Here is a 16,072-nt window from a genome sequence, read left to right as displayed (position 1 = left end):
CGCATCAGGATTCCTAACCGAAGCCAAATTCCAAATCCCGGTGGTGTGAAAAATCAGAGCAGGTCAGGGGTATGTGGCGGGGTGATTGTCCGCTGAAGTCGTGTAGCCATGAGGCGGGTGGCGTTTGCGGACTGCCGACCGGAATTTCCCGCTGCGCTTGCGGTCTGCGCCGATAAAACAGCGTTTTCGGACAAGGCTGATCGACTGGCTGTTCGATTTTCGTGACATTCGTTGCCCTATTTCCATACGGGGCAGACGGATGACTGAAGATTCAAGCATCAATATTGTGCTCACGCCGGTGCAGTTGGCAGCCATATTGCAAGGCGATTCGATCAGCAGTGAAGCGACGGTTTCGAATCGAATGTGGGGCGGCCTGACCCTCGCGGCGGGCGTGGCGGAAATGGTGGGCGGTGCTGCGCTCTGCGTGGTGCCTGAGCCCACCGGCTTGACCAAGGCTGGTTGTGTTCTCCTAGGCGCCCACGGTTCCGATATGGCAGCGGTTGGCCTGCATGAAGCATGGACGGGGCAGCAAGCGCGATCCTTGACCGAAAGGGGCCTTACAGAGCTTGCCTCCAGATTGGGCGCAACTCCCGGCTCGGGACAGGCGCTGGGCTTGGCGGTCGAGGTTGCCGTTCCCGCAGGATTCGCGGGCGCAATAAGGGCGATTCGGGTTTCAAGCGTGATCGCCGGTCGGATATCGCTGTCCCGACATGAAGCCAGCGTCCTCGGAAGCCCCGGTGGGCACACCCTTGCACAGCATGTCGGCAAGACGAAGGAATTCCTGGAAGCGAGGCTGCGTAATGAGCCGCATCTGCCTGCCGCCTCGACCTTTCATTCCGTTGAGGGGGCGGAGCGTGCGGTGAACGCCTTAATGCGCCGTCAGGCTCAGACGGTGGCGACATGGGCAGCGTCGGCCCATAATGGCGCCAAATTGGGCCTGAGCGGCCCGGTCTTCCAAGGTGTGGGTGTCGTGCTCGCGAGAGGAGCGGCTGCGGCAGTGGATGCGACGGTAGTCAGAGTCGTTCTAAAAAAGAGCAGCCCTATAACGGCATGCCCTACTACGTGCTCAGCGCCTATCTGGCAGTCCAATGACGACAATGAAAGAACAATATCCAGAGTTGGACCAACTTTTCTGGGCCTATTTCAACGAAGATTTCGATTTATCCGGCGACACCATCGAAGAAATCGCCGCCTGCTACAGGCGCGATGTGGATGTAGATCGAATTGTCCGGGCCTGCGCTGAAATGAACCGCTTCATGGACCACCATGCCTCGAACGCGGAAGCAGAGTTCGCGAGACGGTGGGGCTCGTTCGATCCAAAGCTCTGGGGCTATACGGTAGCGTCCTTCTTTGACGAACTGAAGCGGATGTTCACTAACTGAGTGCCACACGTCGATCAGGCGCTTGAAGGTATAGCCGGCTAACTCCCCACCTTCAGCTTCCCCAATTCCTCCCTGAACTCCGGAAACTCCCTCAAAAACGCCTGATTCTTCTCAAACCGCCTCACCAGCCGATCATCGATCGTCAGATTCAGCACCGTCTCCTTATCCCAAAACCTCGGCAGCTTTTTCACCGGAATTGGCACCTTCTGCGTAAATTCCTTGTACGAGTCATGCGGCTCGCACTGTTCGTAATCGGTCGAGATCCGCTGCACCGTCCCCGCCTCCAACCCCGCCTGCCGCGCCTTTTCCTGCAGCCATGACGCAGGCAGCGTCTGCAAGCTCCCATCCTGATATCCCCCGCCCACATCGGAGTGCGCCCCGATGAACCAGCGCTGTTCGACGGGCAAATGCGCCGGGCGGGGCGGGGAGCCGGCGCGGCGGGTCCATAGGGTCGGGAAGTAGGGCTCGCGGTATTCGTTGGTGGCGATGGCGTGGTACGCGTTCAGGACGTGGTTGCTCAGTTCCGTGTCGTGGAAGTTGTAGAAGCCGGAAAACCCGGGAAAGGAGATGCCGCCGACGGGAATGCCCAGGCTGCCCACCGTGTCCCAGACGCCGACGAAGTGCAGGTCGGTGTCACGGGAGAAGCGGTCTCGGAAGGCGGCGGCTTCCAGGGACGACGGTGTGCAGTCGTCGCGGTACAGCGCGTAGGCCTCGGAGACGTTGTCTTCGGTGGGCTGGTTGAGCAGGCCGCATTTGCGCACCATGCCCGCCAGGCTGCGGGCGGAGTACGCGCCGCGGCTGAAGCCGAACAGGAAGATGCGGTCGCCGGGGGTGTGGCGCTGGCACAGCCAGCGGTAGCCTTGCCGGATGTTGGCCGAGAGGCCGGCGCCGAAGGCGCCGCCCACGAATTTGTCGATGGCGGCCCACAGGCCCTGGCCTTGGGTGCCGACGCCCTCGATGTAGAGCGTTTCCTGCGTGCTGGTCTCGGGCGCTGCCTTGTAGAGCTCGTAGACGTTGGTGCGGTCGTTGGGTTCGTTCCACGTTCCGTCGAAGAATACGGCGAGGTTTTTCATCATGATCGTCTCCCCACACACAGATAAAGTCTGGCGATACCTATGCTGCCGGCTGGGACTACACCTCTGTGAGGCAAGCTAGCACGCGGGGACTTTGCCGCAGGGCGCGGGATTTCCCTGCTGCATGGATGTACACCATCTTTTTGCCTAGCCAGCGCCGACCGAGAGGGCGATCCTGCTGGGCGGAAGCAACAGAAGCAAGGCGTGGGAGTACGCCTTTACTACAGCATCAGCAGCAATCCGAACTTCCATCGGTTGGTATCTGAAAAGGGCAGGAAAGCGGCTCGCTGCAACAACCCCGAAGCTTGGGTCCATTCCGACTTCCGGGGTCGGTTCAGCGGGGCGCTTTCCTGAACGCGCCGGAAGTGGGACGTCAGACGATCTCGAACCGCACGTCGATGTTGTCGCGGATGGCGCGCGAATAGGGGCAGAGCTGGTGCGCCGATTCGACCAGCAATTGCTTCTGGTCGGCGGTCAGGCCGGGCAGCGAGACGGCCAGGGTGACGCCCAGGGCGAAATTCTCGCCGTTGTCGACCTTGCCTAGCGACACGCTGGCGTCGATGGCGACATCGCGCGGCACGGTGACGCCGTGGGTGGCGCCGGCGCGCTTGATGGCGCCCATGAAGCAGGCGGAGTAGCCCACGCCGAAGAGCTGTTCGGGATTGGTGCCGGGCTTGCCCGATCCGGGCGTGCTGAGCGTCACGTCCAGCGCGCCGTCGCTGCTGCGTCCCGCGCCCTCGCGGCCGGCGGTGGTGTGGGTGTGCGCGGTGTAGAGGACCTGCTCAAGTTGCTTTGCCATGATGACTCCAGGGTGTCGGCGCGGCCGGGCTGCGCCAGTGGGTTGAAAGCCTGCATTGCAACAAGGCGCTGTATCGGCCATGTGTCCGGGACGCGGCGGGATGGCATCGCGACGTGTCGGAGGGGCCGCCGGATACGCTGCGATACAAACCGCGACTGCGTTGGCGGACGCGATGGCAATGGAGTATGTTGCGCGCTGGCGGCGCGAGGCCGCGCATCAATCACGGAAGAAGAACATCATGGGACGTCTTGCCATCCTGGGCGCGCTGCACGAAGAAATCGCCGACCTGCTTGCGGCCATGGATCCCGGCGCGCAGACCTGCCGCATCGCCATGCGCGATTTCCAGGTGGGGAGCCTGTGGGGCACGCCCTGCGTGATCGCGCTCAGCCGCATCGGCAAGGTGGCCGCCGCGGCCACGGCGTCGATTGTGATCCAGGAATTCGGCGTGTCGCGGGTGATCTTCACTGGGCTGGCGGGCGGCCTGCATCCGCGGGTGCGGGTGGGCGACGTGGTCGTGGCCGATGCGCTGATGCAGCACGACATGGACGCGCGGCCTTTGTTCGGCCGGCATGAAATCCCCCTGCTGGGCCGCGAGCGTTTCGATGCCGATCCGGCCCTGAGCGCGCTGCTGCTGGAAAGCGCCCGGGAATTCGCGGGCAACGGCGGCCTGCCGTCTGCGTCCGCGCCGCCCCAGGTCCACCACGGCCTGATCGCGACCGGGGACGTGTTCGTCAACGACAACGACCTGGCCCACGCGCTGCGCGAACGTCTGCCCGAGGCGCTGTGCCTGGAAATGGAGGGGGCCGCGATGGCGCAGGTCTGCCATGAGTTCGGCGTGCCGTTCGCCGTGATGCGCATCATCTCCGACAGCGCCGACCATGCAGCGAAGGCGGACTTCACGGATTTCCTGGTGAACCTGGCGCGGGTGTATTCGGCCGGCATCATGAAGCCGCTGCTGCAGTCGGGCGCGCTGCGGGGCGCGTAACGCGGTCCTGGCCGGAAACTACTGGCCGATCGCCGCGATCCTGACTTCGGCTGACAAGCCGCCGCCCTCGCGGTTGCTCAGGACCAGCGCGCCGCCCAACGCCGCCGCCAGTTGGTGCGCGATGGCCAGCCCAAGACCGGTGCCGCCGGTATCGCGGCTGCGGGAGCTTTCCAGGCGGTAAAAAGGTTGCAGCACCGCGTCCAGTTCCCCCGCCGGGATGCCCGGCCCGCGATCCAGCACGAAGATCGACAGGCGTCCGCCGTCCCGCGCCGCCACGCGCACTTCGGCTGCGCCGGCGAACTTCAGCGCGTTGTCGATCAGGTTGCCCAGGATGCGCCGCAGCGCATGCGGGCGCGTGGACAGCGCCGGCGCGGCGTCGCCCGTCAGGCTGACGTCCTTGCCGGTGTCCTGGTAGTCGCACACCAGGCTGTCCAGGAAGGCGTTCAGGTCGATGCGCGCAGGCGGCTCGGCCTTGCCATGCGCGCTGCGGGCGTAGTCGATGCCTTCGCGCACCAGGCGTTCCACCTCGTTCAGGTCCTGCGCCAGCTTGTCGCGGTCGGAGGACGGGTCCATGAATTCGGTGCGCAGCTTCATGCGCGTGATGGGCGTCTGCAGGTCGTGCGAGATCGCGCCCAGCATCTGCATGCGCTCGGCGACGTGGGCGGCGATGCGGTCCTGCATGGCGTTGAAGGCGACGGCCGCATGCGCGACCTCGGCGGGGCCGGCCTCGTCCAGCAGGGGGCTTTTCTGGTCGGGATCCAGATCCTCGGCCGCGCGGGCCAGGCGCGTCAGGGGGCGGACGACCAGGCGCACGGCCAGCCAGGCGCAGCCGGCGAGCAGCAGAAGCTGTACGCCCAGCACGCCGAACAGCCACGGCGCCGGCCGCATGCGGGACAGTTCGATGTCCAGGATCGCCGGCTGGCCGTCGGACAGCACGACGCGGGCCTGGATGTGGCGCGGATCGTCGGCCATGGCGCGCACCGTCACCGGCCGCTCCGGCCCCAGCGCGGCCTCGATCGATTGCGCGGCGGTGCGCGCCGCGTCATCGGACAGCGGCTGGTCGGCCTTGCCGTCGCCCAGCAGGTACTGGCGGTTGCTGCTGGACAGGCGCGGCAGCCACGCGGGGCGTTCGGCGGCGGGCAGCCGGTCCAGGATGTCCATGGCGATGGCGACGTCGCGCTCCAGGTCGCCGAGCATCATGTTGCGGGTGGCGCTGTAGCGCTCATAAAAGAGCGACGCGAACGACAGGCCATAGGCCAGGACCAGGCCCGCCAGGAAAATCAGGAACAGCCGGGCGACCAGCGTGCGGGGCCAGGCGAACGGGCGCGGCGCGGCGGCGTTCACTGGCTGGAATCCGAGACGTCGACGGCGGCGGAGAAGACATAGCCTTCGCTGCGCACGGTCTTGATGTACATGGGCTCGCGCGCGTCCTCGCGCAGCCGCTGGCGCAGTCGGCTGACCAGGAGGTCGATGGAGCGCCCGAAGAAATCGGCATCGCGGCCCTGCGTCAGGTTCAAAAGCTGGTCGCGGTTGAGCACGCGCTGGGGATGATCGAGGAAGACGCGCAGCAGCCGGTATTCCGCGCCGCTGAGCGACACGATGGTGCCGTCGGCGTCCAGCAGGTGGCGCGCGGTGGTGTCCAGCCGCCAGGCGCCGAAGGCGATCTCGCGGCCCGGTTCGGTCACCTGGAAATTGGGCGGCAGCATGCGCGTGCGGCGCAGGATCGCCTTGATGCGGGCCAGCAGTTCGCGCGCCACGAAGGGCTTGACCAGGTAGTCGTCCGCGCCCATTTCCAGGCCCAGGACGCGGTCCATGTCGTCGCTGCGCGCCGTCAGCATCAGGATGGGGATGCGGCGGTGCTTGCCGCTGCGCAGTTCGCGGCACAGCACCAGGCCGTCGTCGCCGGGCATCATGAGGTCCAGCACGATCAGGTCGACGGACAGGCTTTCCAGCAGGGACCGCATCTGCCGTCCATCGGCGGCCAGCGTGACCGTCAGGCCGTTCTTCCTGAGGAAGCCGCCGGCAAGCTCACGGATTTCCCGATCGTCGTCCACGATCATGACGTGGTCTATGTGATCCATCTGCGGGTGCCTTCTATTGGGTGGTGAGGGCGCGGCGGGCGCGCCCGTCCGGTTCAAGAATTCTAGGTCCTAGCGCTCGCCCGGGGGCAGGGGATCGCGGCGCGGGCGGGTGTTCGAGATGAGCTGGCACTGGAAGGGCTTGGCGGCTTCGGTGGTGAAGCCGCCAAAGAGCAGCAGCAGTACGGCAAGAAAGCGCTTCATGAGGGGCTCCGCTTATCGGGTTGAACGCTTTATAGCGCCGCCCCGGCCGGCAAGTGTGTCGTACTGTATACGCCCTGGCGGCGGATACACGCGCTTGAAAAAATGCCCCGATCCGGCACATGGCGGATACGTGCGGCGGGTGCAATGGGGTCACTTTCCAAAGGACGACCCCCATGGACCTCATCAACACTCCCATCGCTCTGCTTGCCGGCATGCTGACCATCGCGTCGCCCTGCGTGCTGCCCCTGTTGCCGGTGCTGCTGGGCACCTCGCTGGAACGCGGCGACCGGCTGCGCCCCGTGTTCGTCGTATCGGGCTTCGTGCTGGCGTTCGCCGGCCTGGGGATCGCGCTCAGTCTTATCTCCAACCTGAATGAACACGTGCACGAAGCCGTGCGCTCGACCTCCATCGTGTTGCTGGTCCTGTTCGGCCTGGCGCGGATCTGGCCCCAACCCTACGACCGCCTGATCGCCTATGTGGGCGGTCCGTTGCAGCGCCTGGCCGCCGCGGGCGGCACGGGCAGCGGCAATGCCGGCGGCTTCGTGCTGGGCCTGTCGCTGGGCGCCGTGTGGACGCCGTGCGCCGGGCCGGTGCTGGCGTCGATCCTGGTGCTGGCCGCCAAGGCGCAGGACCTCGTGCAGTCCAGCACGCTGCTGCTGGTGTTCGCCATCGGCGCGGGCGTGCCCATGCTGGTGATCGCCTATGGCGGGCAGGCCATCGCCACCCGGGTGCGCGGCCTGTCGCGCCACACGCACCGGCTGCAGCAGGGATTCGGCGTGCTGCTGGTCCTGACCGCCATCGCCATCCATTTCCAGTACGACGTCCTGGCCTATGCCTGGATCGCCAACCTGTTCGCCTGACCGACAAGGAGTCAACCATGTATGCCACATTCAAGAAGATTGCCCTGGGCGCGCTGATCGCGACGACCCTGATGCAAGGTGCCGCGCAGGCCGCGCCCCAGGCCCCGGAATTCACCGGCATCCAGACCTGGCTCAATAGCGAGCCGCTGACGATGGAATCGCTGCGCGGCAAGGTGGTGCTGGTGGATTTCTGGACCTACACCTGCATCAACTGCATCCGCACGCTGCCCTACGTTACGAGCTGGTATCAGAAGTACAAGGACCAGGGCCTGGTGGTGGTGGGCGTGCACACGCCGGAGTTTCCCTTCGAGCGGTCCACGCCCAATGTGGAAAAGGCGCTGCAGCGCTACGGCATCACCTATCCGGTGGCGCAGGACAACCGCTACGCCACGTGGACCGCCTACCGCAACCAGTATTGGCCCGCGGCGTACCTGATCGACAAGCAGGGCAGGATCGTCTACAGCCACTTTGGCGAAGGCCGCTACAAGGAAACCGAGGCGCAGATCCAGCGGTTGCTGGCGGAGCCGGGCTGAAAGCCGTCGCCGTCCCACACGGGTATCCGGCGGGCGGGCGCCACCAATCTGGTGCCCGCCCGCGCCGCATATCGCACCAGCCTGGTGCGCGACAGCCCTGCGTATTCCCCTTTCCCCACGCAAACCGGTTGGCATGAAACTTGCTTGATATCCATGCAAGTGACTTGCATACAGTGCGAGTGACTTACATAACCGGGCGCCTGCCCGGTCCGGATACTCAGACACAGGGGAAATGTCATGCTGCTACGCCGCGTATTCGCTGGAGCGATGTCTTTATTCATGGCCGGCGCCGCGCACAGCGCCGATCTGCTGGACACGATCAAGAGCAAGAAAGAGATCGTCGTCGGCACCGAAGCGCAATTCGCGCCGTTCGAGTTCGTGCAGGACGGCAAGATCGTGGGCTATGGGCCGGACCTGATGAATCTCATCCTGGCTGATGCGCCGGGCGTGAAGGTCAAGCAGTTCGACGTGCCGTTCCAGGGCATCCTGCCGGGCTTGGCGACCAAGCGTTTCGATTTCGTGGTGACGTCGGTCACCATGACCAAGGACCGCGCCGCCAAGTTCGCGTTTACGGTGCCGATTGCCGACGCCACGACGGCGCTGGTCAAGCGCAAGGACGACGCGGCGCTGACCGACCCGTCGGGCATCGCGGGCAAGGTGGTCGGTTCGCAGGCGGGGTCCGCGCAGTTGAAGGCGCTGCAGGACTATGCCAAGAAGCTCCAGGCCGACGGCAAGCCCGCCGTCACCATCCGCGAATACGTCAGTTTCGATGAGGCCTACGCCGACCTCGCGGCTGGCCGTCTGTCGGCGGTGGCGCAGTCGCTTGCCAACTTGGCGACGCTGGTGAAGACCCGTTCGGATGTGTATGCGGTGATCGACCAGCCGATCGGTCCGAAGACGTACTTCGGCTGGGTCGGTCGCAAGGACGCGGACAGCGCGTCGCTGGTGAAGTTCTTCTCCGACGGGATCGCGCGCGCGGCCAAGTCCGGCCAGTTGCAGGCGCTGCAGACCAAGTGGTTCGGCTTCACGATGGACGTGCCCACCGACTCGGTGCCGGCGCCGGAACTGTGATTCTCGTCCGTCCCGGGAGCATCGCGCGATGAATGCCGACACTTTTGCCGACCGCCTCGCGGCGTACCTGCCCGTGCTGCTGCACGGCGCCGGCATGACGCTGCTCGTGGCGGCGCTGGCCATCGTCGCGGGCTTTGCGCTGGGCGCGGCGCTGCTGGGCCTGTCGCTGCACCGCCAGGGCCGCGGGCCGCTGGCGCGCGCCGTGGCGCTGTACGTCAGCTTCTTTCGCGGCACGCCGTTGCTGGTGCAGTTGCTGATGCTGTTCTACCTGCCCAGCGCGTTCGGCGTGGATCTGCCTCCGCTGTTGGTGGCGGTGTTGGCGATGAGCCTGAATTCCGGGGCGTTCCAGTCGGAGATCCTGCGCGCGGGCCTGGCTGCGGTCCCCAAAGGGCAGATCGAAGCCGCGGCCATTTTCGGCCTGTCGCCGCAGCAGGTGTTCCGCTATGTGCAGTTGCCGCAGGTGGCGCGGGCCGTCTGGCCCGCCCTGGTGTCCGAGGCCATCGACGTGGTGAAGAACTCGTCGATCGTGTCGGTGATCGCCGTGGCCGAACTGGCGCGCGGGGGCCGGCAGATCGTGGCAGCGAATTTCCGTCCGCTCGAGGTCTACCTGACCGTGGGCGCGACCTATCTGCTGATGACCGGCGCGATCTTCGCGCTGGGCGCCTGGCTGGGCAAGCGGATGGGACAGGGGCGGCGCGCCAGCGCCGCAGTGATGAACCGCATCGCCATCAACAAGACATGATCGACCTGACTCTGCTGGGCCAGTTGCTGCCCGTCTTTGGCACTGCCGCATTGCGCACGGTGGCCCTGGTGGCCGCCGGGCTGGCGGGCGGCCTGGCGGTGGGCTTTCTGATGCACGTGCTGCGCGAAACGCGGGTGCCTGCGTTGGCGTGGATCTACTGGGCGTACACGGCCATCTGGCGCGGCGTGCCGTTCCTGATTCATCTCTTCATCGTGTACTTCGGGCTGCCGGCGGTAGGGATATCGATGGACCCCTTTGTTGCCGCGGCCGTGACGCTGTCCGTGTATGGCGGCGCGTACTTCGCCGAGATCTTCCGGGCGTGCTGGCAGACCATCCCGCGCGGGCAGATCGAGGCCGCGCGCTGCATGGGCCTGACGCGGCGCCAGGTGTTCCTGCGCATCGAGTGTCCGCAGGCCCTGCGCGCCAGCGTCCCGCTCATCGTGAACCAGACCATCCTGCTGATGAAGGAGTCGGCCCTGGCGTCGGTGATCACCTACCCGGAACTGACGATGACCGCCGGCAAGGTGGTGTCCGAACAGTTTGTGTACATCGAGCCCTATCTGCTGCTGGCGCTGAGCTATTGGGCGCTGTCGTTGCTGATCAACCGCCTGGGCCGGCTGCTGGCGCGGCGCGTGGCGCTGTGAGGAATTGCGAACCATGAATACCCCCCATCCCGTTCCCATGCTGTCGCTGCGCGGCGTGGGCAAATCGTTCGATGGCCATCCGGTGCTGGCCGGCGTGGACCTGGACGTGATGCAGGGCGAGGTCGTGACCTTGATCGGTCCTTCGGGCTCCGGCAAGACCACGCTGCTGCGCTGCATGAACTTCCTGGAAGCCTATGACCAAGGGCAAGTGCAGGTGCGTGGCGCCTTGCTGGGCTATCGCCGCGGACCGTCGGGTCAGTTGCTGCCCGAATCCGACCGCGTCGTGGCAGAGGTGCGCGCACCGCTGGCGATGGTGTTCCAGCAGTTCAATCTGTGGCCGCACATGACGGCGCTGGCCAACGTCATGGCGCCGCTGACCCTGGCCAAGGGCATACGGCCGGACCGCGCGCGCAAGGTGGCCGCCGACGCCCTGGACCGGGTGGGCATGGCCGCGAAGGCCGACTCCCTGCCGGCCAACCTTAGCGGCGGCCAGCAGCAGCGCGTCGGGATCGCCCGCGCGCTGGCGGTGGGGCCCGAGGCGATGTTGCTGGATGAGCCGACGTCGGCGCTGGACCCCGAGCTGGTGGACGAAGTGCTGGAGGTCATCAAGTCCCTGTCGCGCGAGGGCATGACGATGGTGATGGTGACCCACGAAATGAGCTTCGCGGCCGAGGTGTCCGATCGCATCGTCTTCATGGAAAAGGGGCGCGTCGTCACGATCGGCACGCCCGACCAGATCATCCGCCGGCCCGAACATCCGCGCGTCCAGGCGTTTCTGCAGCCCTGGATCCGGCGCAGCCTGGGCGACACCGCGCGGCGGGACGCCATCGCGGCGGGAGCGGCGCAATGAACGTCAACGGATTCGATGCCGCGGCCGGCGCGCTGGCGCAAGCGGTCCAGGCGCAACGCCTTGCGCAACGCCTGCGCGGATTGGCCGCGCACGGCGGCGTGCCGACCGGCGGCGTGGCGCGGCAGGCCCTGACGCATGAGGAGCTGGCGGCGCGCCGCTGGCTGGCGCAGGACTTCGCGGCCCGGCCGGGCTATCGCGTCGGCATCGACGCGGCGGCCAATGTGTATGTGCGCCGGTGCGGCGTGGACGCCGGGGCCGCGCCAGTCATGACGGGCAGCCATGTGGACACCCAGCCGCTGGGCGGCTGGCTGGACGGCGCCTTTGGCGTGGTGGCGGGCCTGGAGGTGTTCGACGCGCTGGATAGCCTGGGCGTCGCGACGCGCCGGCCGCTCGACGTCGTCATGTGGACCAACGAGGAAGGGTCGCGCTTCGCGCCGGGGCTGATGGGCGCGGTGTCGTTCACCGACCCGCAGCGGCTGGCGGACTTTCTGCCCGTCGCCGACAGCGCGGGCGTGGCGTTCGAGACCGCGCGCGACCAGGCCGTCACGGACTTCGAGACACACGCGCAGCGGCTCGGCTGGTCCTGGATGGACCGCCCGCTGGGCGCGCCCGTGCACGCCTACGTGGAAGCCCATATCGAACAGGGACCGGTCCTGGAGGCGCAGGGCCTGCAGGTCGGATGCGTGACCGCAATACAGGGCGTGCGCTGGTACCGCGTCAGCGTGCCCGGTCGCAGCGCCCATGCGGGCACGACGCCGCTTGCCAACCGCGACGATGCGCAGGCCAAGGCCATCGCCATGGCGCATGCCGTGCTGGGCCACGCCAGGGACTGCGGCGATGAACGGATGCGCGTCACGATCGGCCGCTGGGAATGCCTGCCGGGCTCCATCAACACGATTGCCGACCACGTGAGCTTCACGGTCGATGCGCGCCACCCGGATGCCCAGGCGCTGGACGCGGTGCGCACCGTGATGGACGCGGCATTGCCCGACGGCGCGCACATCGAGGTCTTGCAGGACAAGCCGACCGTGCAGTTTGCGCCGGACCTGGTGGCCCTGGCCACCGCGGGCTGCGAGGCCCTGGGCATGCGGCACCGCCAGATGCTGTCGGGCGCGTTCCACGACGCCATGCCGATGGCGGGCTTCTGCCCCACCGCGATGCTGTTCGCGCCCAGCATCGCGGGCGTCAGCCACCACCCGGCCGAAGACACGCCCATTGAGGACCTCGCCGCCTGCACCCAGGTGCTGGCCTGGTGCCTGCTCAAGCTGGCCGAACCCGCGCCCGCGTCCACATAAACACCCAAACCCGGGCCGGAATGCCGGACCTGGACATCCAATCCCGAACTTCTTCCCCCTCTCATCGAAGGACACGCACCATGGACCAAGCCATCGCCCAACCCGCCGTCGCCGACAACGGCGAACCCGTCGGCCTGAACAACACGCACCGCGAGCCGATCTCTCCGGACGGCACGCCAGAACTGGGCAAGGTCTACGAAGTGCCGGCCCGCCACGGCCGCGCCGTGCGCGTGGCCAAGGGCCAGGTCATCCGCATCATCAACACGCACGGCAGCCAGGTCTGCGACACGTGGGCGTTCAAGAGCGACGACCTGAGCGAGTTCATGTCGATGGAACATGCCCGCGCCGCGATCGACCGCATCATTCCCCAGGCCGGCGACCCGCTCTTCAGCAACCGCCGCCGCAGCATCATGACCATGACGGCCGATACCTCGCCCGGCGTGCACGACACGCTGATGGCCGCGTGCGACGCCTACCGCTACCGCAACCTGGGCGTGGAGCACTACCACGACAATTGCGCCGATAATATGCGCCTGGCGCTCAAGGCCATTGGCCTGCGGGCTCGCGAAGTGCCCCAGCCCTTGAATCTGTGGATGAACATCCCAGTCGGCAGCGATGGCGGCGTGCAGTGGCTGCCGCCGGTGTCCAAGGCGGGCGACTACGTCGATCTGCGCGCCGAGATGGATTGCGTCGTGGTACTGTCGGCCTGCCCGCAAGACATCGTGCCGATCAACGACAACCGTCCGGTCGAGGTGCATTTCTCGGTGCGCGCCCAGGCCTGACGATTCTTCCCGACGACAACGCGGTATACGCATATGGCAAAGAAAAGCAGGGAAACGGCGGCCGAGCCGCACGACGCGCACGAGGGCGAAGCGGCCCTGTCCACGCTGGGTCCCCGGCTCAGGCATGCGCGCATGGTGCATGGCCTGACGCTCAAGGCGCTGGCGCAGGCGGCCGATTGCTCGGAAAGCCTGTTGTCGCGCGTCGAGCGCGGCCAGGCCATGCCGTCGCTCGCGAACCTGCATCGCCTGGCCCGCGCGCTGGGCACGAACGTGGCGGAACTGACGGCGGCGCATGCGCCGCCGGCTTCGCCCGTGATCCGGCAGGCGGACCGGCCCATCATCGAATTCACCAGCCAGCGCGGCCGCAAGCCGGGCGTGAAGCTGGAACGGGTGATCGTCCCCATGCGCGGCCAACTGCTGCAGGCCGACATCCACCAGCTTGCGCCCCAGGCCGAAAGCCTGGAACAGATCGCGCATGCCGGCGAGGAAATGGGCTACGTCATCGAAGGCGAATTCGAGCTGCGCCTGGGAGCCGAGGTCCATCTCATGCAGGCGGGCGATTCCTTCTACTTTTCCAGCGATGTGCCGCACAGCTACCGCAATCCGGGCCGGACCGTGGCGCGCGTGTTGTGGGTGAATACGCCAGCCACGTTCTGATCCGGGGAACTTCACCACGGAAACAGCAATGAGCACCGATACCTCGATGCAGGGGCTGCCGCGCTACAGCGGCATTCCCACTTTCATGCGGGTCCCGCTGGCCCGCGGGCTGGCGGATTTCGACATCGCCCTGGCGGGCGTGCCGTTCGATGGCGGCGTGACCGCCCGGCCCGGCGCGCGATTCGGCCCGCGCGAGATCCGCAACATGTCCACCATGATGCGCGCCATCCACCACGTCACGGGCTTCAACCCCTTCGCCGCCTGCAAGGTGGCCGACGTGGGCGACGTGCCGTTCACGGATGTCTTTCACCTGGAGCGGGCCCATGACGATATCCGGCGCTTCTTCGAGCCGATCTTCGCGGCGGGCAAGAAGGCGCTGATCGCGGGCGGCGACCATTCCATCACGTTTCCCGTCTTCCAGGCGATCGCGCCGGCGCAGCCCTTGGGCATGGTGCACATCGACGCGCACACCGACACCTGGGACTACTACGTGGGATCCAAGTTCAGCCACGGATCGCCTTTCCGGCGCGCCGTCGAGGCCGGGCTGCTGGATCCCGCGCGCACCATCCAGATCGGCATCCGGGGCGCGCAGAACACGGACGAAGGCTGGCGCTATTCGCTGGAAAGCGGCATGCGCGTGGTGTTCATCGAAGAATTCGACGCGGCCGGCGTGCAGGCCATCATCGCCGAAGCCCGGCGCGTGGTGGGGGGCGGCCCGGCCTATCTGTCGGTGGACGTGGACGGGCTGGACCCGGTCTATGCCCCCGGGACCGGCACCCCGGAGGTGGGCGGCCTGTCCACCCGGGAGACCCTGGCGCTGCTGAGGGGTCTGGATGGGCTGGACTTTGTCGGGGCCGACGTCGTCGAAGTGTCGCCGCCCTATGACCCCAGCGGCAATACGGCGCTGCTGGGCGCCACGCTGATGTACGAGTGCCTGTGCCTGCTGGCGCGCGGCCGGGCGCGCTGACGCCAGGCTGAGCGCCGGCGGCCTGCGCGGCCGCCGCGCAAACCAGATATGCGATCCCGCGCATAGCCCCGGCCCGCCCGCGCGCCTACCATTCTCCAAACACAAAAACGATGTTTGGAGACAGCATGAAAATGACAAACGCGCTGACCGCGCTTGGCCTGTGCCTCGGCATGGGCCTGGTTTCCGCGGCGGCCGCCGCGGACGGCTATCCCGACCGGCCGCTGCGCATGGTCGTGCCCTTTCCGGCGGGCGGGGCTACGGACCTGATGGCCCGCGCCCTGGCGCAGGGCCTGGGGGAAAAGCTCGGCCAGTCCGTCGTGGTGGAGAACCGCGGCGGGGCAGGGGGCTCGATCGGGGCCGAGGCCGTGGCCACCGCGGCGCCCGATGGCTACACGCTGCTGTATTCGACGATGGGCGTCCTGACGATCAACCCGTCGCTCTACGCCAAGCTGCGCTATGACCCGCAAAAGAGCTTTGCGCCGGTCTCGCTGACCAACCTGACGTCCAATCTGCTGGTGGTCGATCCGGCGCTGAAGGTCGATTCCGTGGCGGCACTGGCGGAGCTTGCCCGCCAGCGGCCGGGGGAGTTGACCTTCAGCTCCTCGGGCAATGGCACGACCAGCCACCTGGCGGGCGAGATGTTCAAGTCGACCGCCAAGGTGGACATCCGTCACATTCCCTACAAGGGCACGTCCGGCGCCATCAATGACTTCATGGCCGGTCGCATTTCGATGATGATCGACACCTCGTCCAATTTCATCGAACAGGTCAAGCAGGGCAAGATCAAGGCGCTGGGCGTGACCAGCCGCAAGCGGCTGGCGGCGTTGCCGGACGTGCCGTCGATCTCGGAGACGCCGGGTTTCGAGTCGTACGAGGTGAGCCTGTGGTCGGGCGTGCTGGCGCCGGCGGGCACGCCGCGTCCGGTCATCGACCGGCTGAACGCCGACATCAAAAGCGTGATGACCTCGCCGCAGATGGTGGAGCGGATGGCCGGCTACGGCATCCAGACCACGCACAGCACGCCCGAGGAATTTTCGGAACGCATCCGCGCCGATACGCAGAAGTGGGCGCGGATCATCGATCAGTCCGGAGCCCGCGCGGACTGATCGCCAGCCCGCGCCTTAGCCACCGCTTCTACAACCGAACGGAA

At 66.8% G+C, this 16,072-nt stretch carries 18 protein-coding genes and 1 pseudogene; 14 read left to right on the top strand and 5 right to left on the bottom strand.

The window, feature by feature from the left end:
- Positions 1-259 precede the first annotated feature (259 nt).
- Positions 260-1,027, top strand: a pseudogene (locus BXA00_RS29490) (RNase A-like domain-containing protein); the annotation flags it as partial.
- Positions 1,028-1,088: 61 nt separating this feature from the next.
- Positions 1,089-1,382 carry a contact-dependent growth inhibition system immunity protein gene (locus BXA00_RS05545; protein WP_231952211.1) on the top strand — a complete coding sequence of 98 codons (294 nt, stop codon included), beginning with the start codon at positions 1,089-1,091 and terminating at the stop codon, positions 1,380-1,382.
- A gap of 38 nt (positions 1,383-1,420) precedes the next feature.
- Here the strand turns inward: BXA00_RS05545 and BXA00_RS05540 are convergent, their stop codons facing one another.
- Together BXA00_RS05540 and BXA00_RS05535 are read right to left on the bottom strand one after the other, a co-directional pair.
- Positions 1,421-2,458 (bottom strand): DUF2235 domain-containing protein, encoded by a 1,038-nt coding sequence (locus BXA00_RS05540; protein ID WP_076516934.1) that lies wholly within the window; start codon positions 2,456-2,458, stop codon positions 1,421-1,423.
- 370 nt (positions 2,459-2,828) lie between these two features.
- Complete coding sequence (locus BXA00_RS05535; RefSeq protein WP_076516932.1) at positions 2,829-3,254, bottom strand: organic hydroperoxide resistance protein; 426 nt, start codon at positions 3,252-3,254, stop codon at positions 2,829-2,831.
- 238 nt (positions 3,255-3,492) lie between these two features.
- On the opposite strand from BXA00_RS05535, the gene BXA00_RS05530 reads away from it, so the two are divergent.
- Positions 3,493-4,239: a 5'-methylthioadenosine/adenosylhomocysteine nucleosidase gene (locus BXA00_RS05530; protein WP_083714396.1), complete on the top strand. Its 747-nt coding sequence runs from the start codon at positions 3,493-3,495 to the stop codon at positions 4,237-4,239.
- Between the two features lie 18 nt (positions 4,240-4,257).
- Here the strand turns inward: BXA00_RS05530 and BXA00_RS05525 are convergent, their stop codons facing one another.
- The 3 genes from BXA00_RS05525 to BXA00_RS29370 form a co-directional block, all read right to left on the bottom strand.
- A complete protein-coding gene (locus BXA00_RS05525) occupies positions 4,258-5,583 on the bottom strand; it encodes an ATP-binding protein (RefSeq protein WP_076516930.1) in 1,326 nt (441 codons plus the stop codon).
- The gene (locus BXA00_RS05520; protein WP_076516928.1) at positions 5,580-6,320 is read right to left on the bottom strand and encodes a response regulator; all 741 of its coding nucleotides are present in this window, start codon (positions 6,318-6,320) and stop codon (positions 5,580-5,582) included. The genes BXA00_RS05525 and BXA00_RS05520 overlap by 4 nt, the downstream gene beginning before the upstream one ends.
- A 69-nt stretch (positions 6,321-6,389) precedes the next feature.
- Positions 6,390-6,521 carry a hypothetical protein gene (locus BXA00_RS29370; RefSeq protein ID WP_255376771.1) on the bottom strand — a complete coding sequence of 44 codons (132 nt, stop codon included), beginning with the start codon at positions 6,519-6,521 and terminating at the stop codon, positions 6,390-6,392.
- A 173-nt stretch (positions 6,522-6,694) separates the two neighbouring features.
- Here BXA00_RS29370 and BXA00_RS05515 point away from each other — a divergent pair, with 173 nt between their 5' ends.
- From BXA00_RS05515 to BXA00_RS05465, 11 genes are all read left to right on the top strand, one after another.
- Entirely contained in the window at positions 6,695-7,381 is a 687-nt protein-coding gene (locus BXA00_RS05515; RefSeq protein ID WP_076516926.1) for a cytochrome c biogenesis CcdA family protein, read from the top strand.
- A 17-nt stretch (positions 7,382-7,398) separates the two neighbouring features.
- On the top strand, positions 7,399-7,914 hold the full coding sequence (locus BXA00_RS05510) for a thioredoxin family protein (RefSeq protein WP_076516924.1): 516 nt from the start codon (positions 7,399-7,401) through the stop codon (positions 7,912-7,914).
- A gap of 267 nt (positions 7,915-8,181) precedes the next feature.
- Positions 8,182-8,985 (top strand): transporter substrate-binding domain-containing protein, encoded by an 804-nt coding sequence (locus tag BXA00_RS05505; protein WP_231952210.1) that lies wholly within the window; start codon positions 8,182-8,184, stop codon positions 8,983-8,985.
- Positions 8,986-9,013: 28 nt separating this feature from the next.
- Positions 9,014-9,727, top strand: a complete 714-nt coding sequence (locus BXA00_RS05500) for an amino acid ABC transporter permease (RefSeq protein ID WP_076516920.1) — start codon at positions 9,014-9,016, stop codon at positions 9,725-9,727.
- On the top strand, positions 9,724-10,371 hold the full coding sequence (locus tag BXA00_RS05495; protein WP_076516918.1) for an amino acid ABC transporter permease: 648 nt from the start codon (positions 9,724-9,726) through the stop codon (positions 10,369-10,371). Before BXA00_RS05500 ends, BXA00_RS05495 begins: the two co-directional genes overlap by 4 nt.
- Before the next feature lie 13 nt (positions 10,372-10,384).
- Positions 10,385-11,221 carry an amino acid ABC transporter ATP-binding protein gene (locus BXA00_RS05490; RefSeq protein WP_076516916.1) on the top strand — a complete coding sequence of 279 codons (837 nt, stop codon included), beginning with the start codon at positions 10,385-10,387 and terminating at the stop codon, positions 11,219-11,221.
- The gene (locus BXA00_RS05485) at positions 11,218-12,516 is read left to right on the top strand and encodes a M20 family metallo-hydrolase (RefSeq protein ID WP_076516914.1); all 1,299 of its coding nucleotides are present in this window, start codon (positions 11,218-11,220) and stop codon (positions 12,514-12,516) included. The genes BXA00_RS05490 and BXA00_RS05485 overlap by 4 nt, the downstream gene beginning before the upstream one ends.
- A gap of 80 nt (positions 12,517-12,596) precedes the next feature.
- A complete protein-coding gene (locus tag BXA00_RS05480; RefSeq protein WP_076516912.1) occupies positions 12,597-13,298 on the top strand; it encodes a DUF1989 domain-containing protein in 702 nt (233 codons plus the stop codon).
- Positions 13,299-13,331: 33 nt separating this feature from the next.
- Entirely contained in the window at positions 13,332-13,955 is a 624-nt protein-coding gene (locus BXA00_RS05475) for a cupin domain-containing protein (protein ID WP_076516911.1), read from the top strand.
- Between the two features lie 28 nt (positions 13,956-13,983).
- Positions 13,984-14,922 carry an agmatinase gene (gene speB / locus BXA00_RS05470; RefSeq protein ID WP_076516909.1) on the top strand — a complete coding sequence of 313 codons (939 nt, stop codon included), beginning with the start codon at positions 13,984-13,986 and terminating at the stop codon, positions 14,920-14,922.
- 125 nt (positions 14,923-15,047) lie between these two features.
- A complete protein-coding gene (locus BXA00_RS05465) occupies positions 15,048-16,028 on the top strand; it encodes a tripartite tricarboxylate transporter substrate binding protein (protein ID WP_076516907.1) in 981 nt (326 codons plus the stop codon).
- The last annotated feature ends 44 nt before the right edge of the window (positions 16,029-16,072 follow it).

It is taken from the genome of Achromobacter sp. MFA1 R4 (assembly GCF_900156745.1).
In the GTDB taxonomy this organism is placed as follows: Bacteria; Pseudomonadota; Gammaproteobacteria; order Burkholderiales; family Burkholderiaceae_B; genus Achromobacter.
The sequence above is the reverse complement of the archived record's forward strand: the minus strand, read 5'-3'. Positions and strand labels throughout refer to the sequence as shown.

Excerpts from the sequence above, each read along its gene's own strand:
- BXA00_RS05535 (WP_076516932.1), bottom strand. The coding sequence starts at position 3,254 with ATGGCAAAGCAACTTGAGCAGGTCCTCTACACCGCGCACACCCACACC.
- speB (WP_076516909.1), top strand. The coding sequence starts at position 13,984 with ATGAGCACCGATACCTCGATGCAGGGGCTGCCGCGCTACAGCGGCATT.
- BXA00_RS29370 (WP_255376771.1), bottom strand. The coding sequence starts at position 6,521 with ATGAAGCGCTTTCTTGCCGTACTGCTGCTGCTCTTTGGCGGCTTCACC.
- BXA00_RS05520 (WP_076516928.1), bottom strand. The coding sequence starts at position 6,320 with ATGGATCACATAGACCACGTCATGATCGTGGACGACGATCGGGAAATC.
- BXA00_RS05480 (WP_076516912.1), top strand. The coding sequence starts at position 12,597 with ATGGACCAAGCCATCGCCCAACCCGCCGTCGCCGACAACGGCGAACCC.
- BXA00_RS05495 (WP_076516918.1), top strand. The coding sequence starts at position 9,724 with ATGATCGACCTGACTCTGCTGGGCCAGTTGCTGCCCGTCTTTGGCACT.
- BXA00_RS05545 (WP_231952211.1), top strand. The coding sequence starts at position 1,089 with ATGACGACAATGAAAGAACAATATCCAGAGTTGGACCAACTTTTCTGG.
- BXA00_RS05530 (WP_083714396.1), top strand. The coding sequence starts at position 3,493 with ATGGGACGTCTTGCCATCCTGGGCGCGCTGCACGAAGAAATCGCCGAC.
- BXA00_RS05515 (WP_076516926.1), top strand. The coding sequence starts at position 6,695 with ATGGACCTCATCAACACTCCCATCGCTCTGCTTGCCGGCATGCTGACC.
- BXA00_RS05490 (WP_076516916.1), top strand. The coding sequence starts at position 10,385 with ATGAATACCCCCCATCCCGTTCCCATGCTGTCGCTGCGCGGCGTGGGC.
- BXA00_RS05465 (WP_076516907.1), top strand. The coding sequence starts at position 15,048 with ATGAAAATGACAAACGCGCTGACCGCGCTTGGCCTGTGCCTCGGCATG.
- BXA00_RS05505 (WP_231952210.1), top strand. The coding sequence starts at position 8,182 with ATGTCTTTATTCATGGCCGGCGCCGCGCACAGCGCCGATCTGCTGGAC.
- BXA00_RS05475 (WP_076516911.1), top strand. The coding sequence starts at position 13,332 with ATGGCAAAGAAAAGCAGGGAAACGGCGGCCGAGCCGCACGACGCGCAC.
- BXA00_RS05540 (WP_076516934.1), bottom strand. The coding sequence starts at position 2,458 with ATGATGAAAAACCTCGCCGTATTCTTCGACGGAACGTGGAACGAACCC.
- BXA00_RS05510 (WP_076516924.1), top strand. The coding sequence starts at position 7,399 with ATGTATGCCACATTCAAGAAGATTGCCCTGGGCGCGCTGATCGCGACG.
- BXA00_RS05500 (WP_076516920.1), top strand. The coding sequence starts at position 9,014 with ATGAATGCCGACACTTTTGCCGACCGCCTCGCGGCGTACCTGCCCGTG.
- BXA00_RS05485 (WP_076516914.1), top strand. The coding sequence starts at position 11,218 with ATGAACGTCAACGGATTCGATGCCGCGGCCGGCGCGCTGGCGCAAGCG.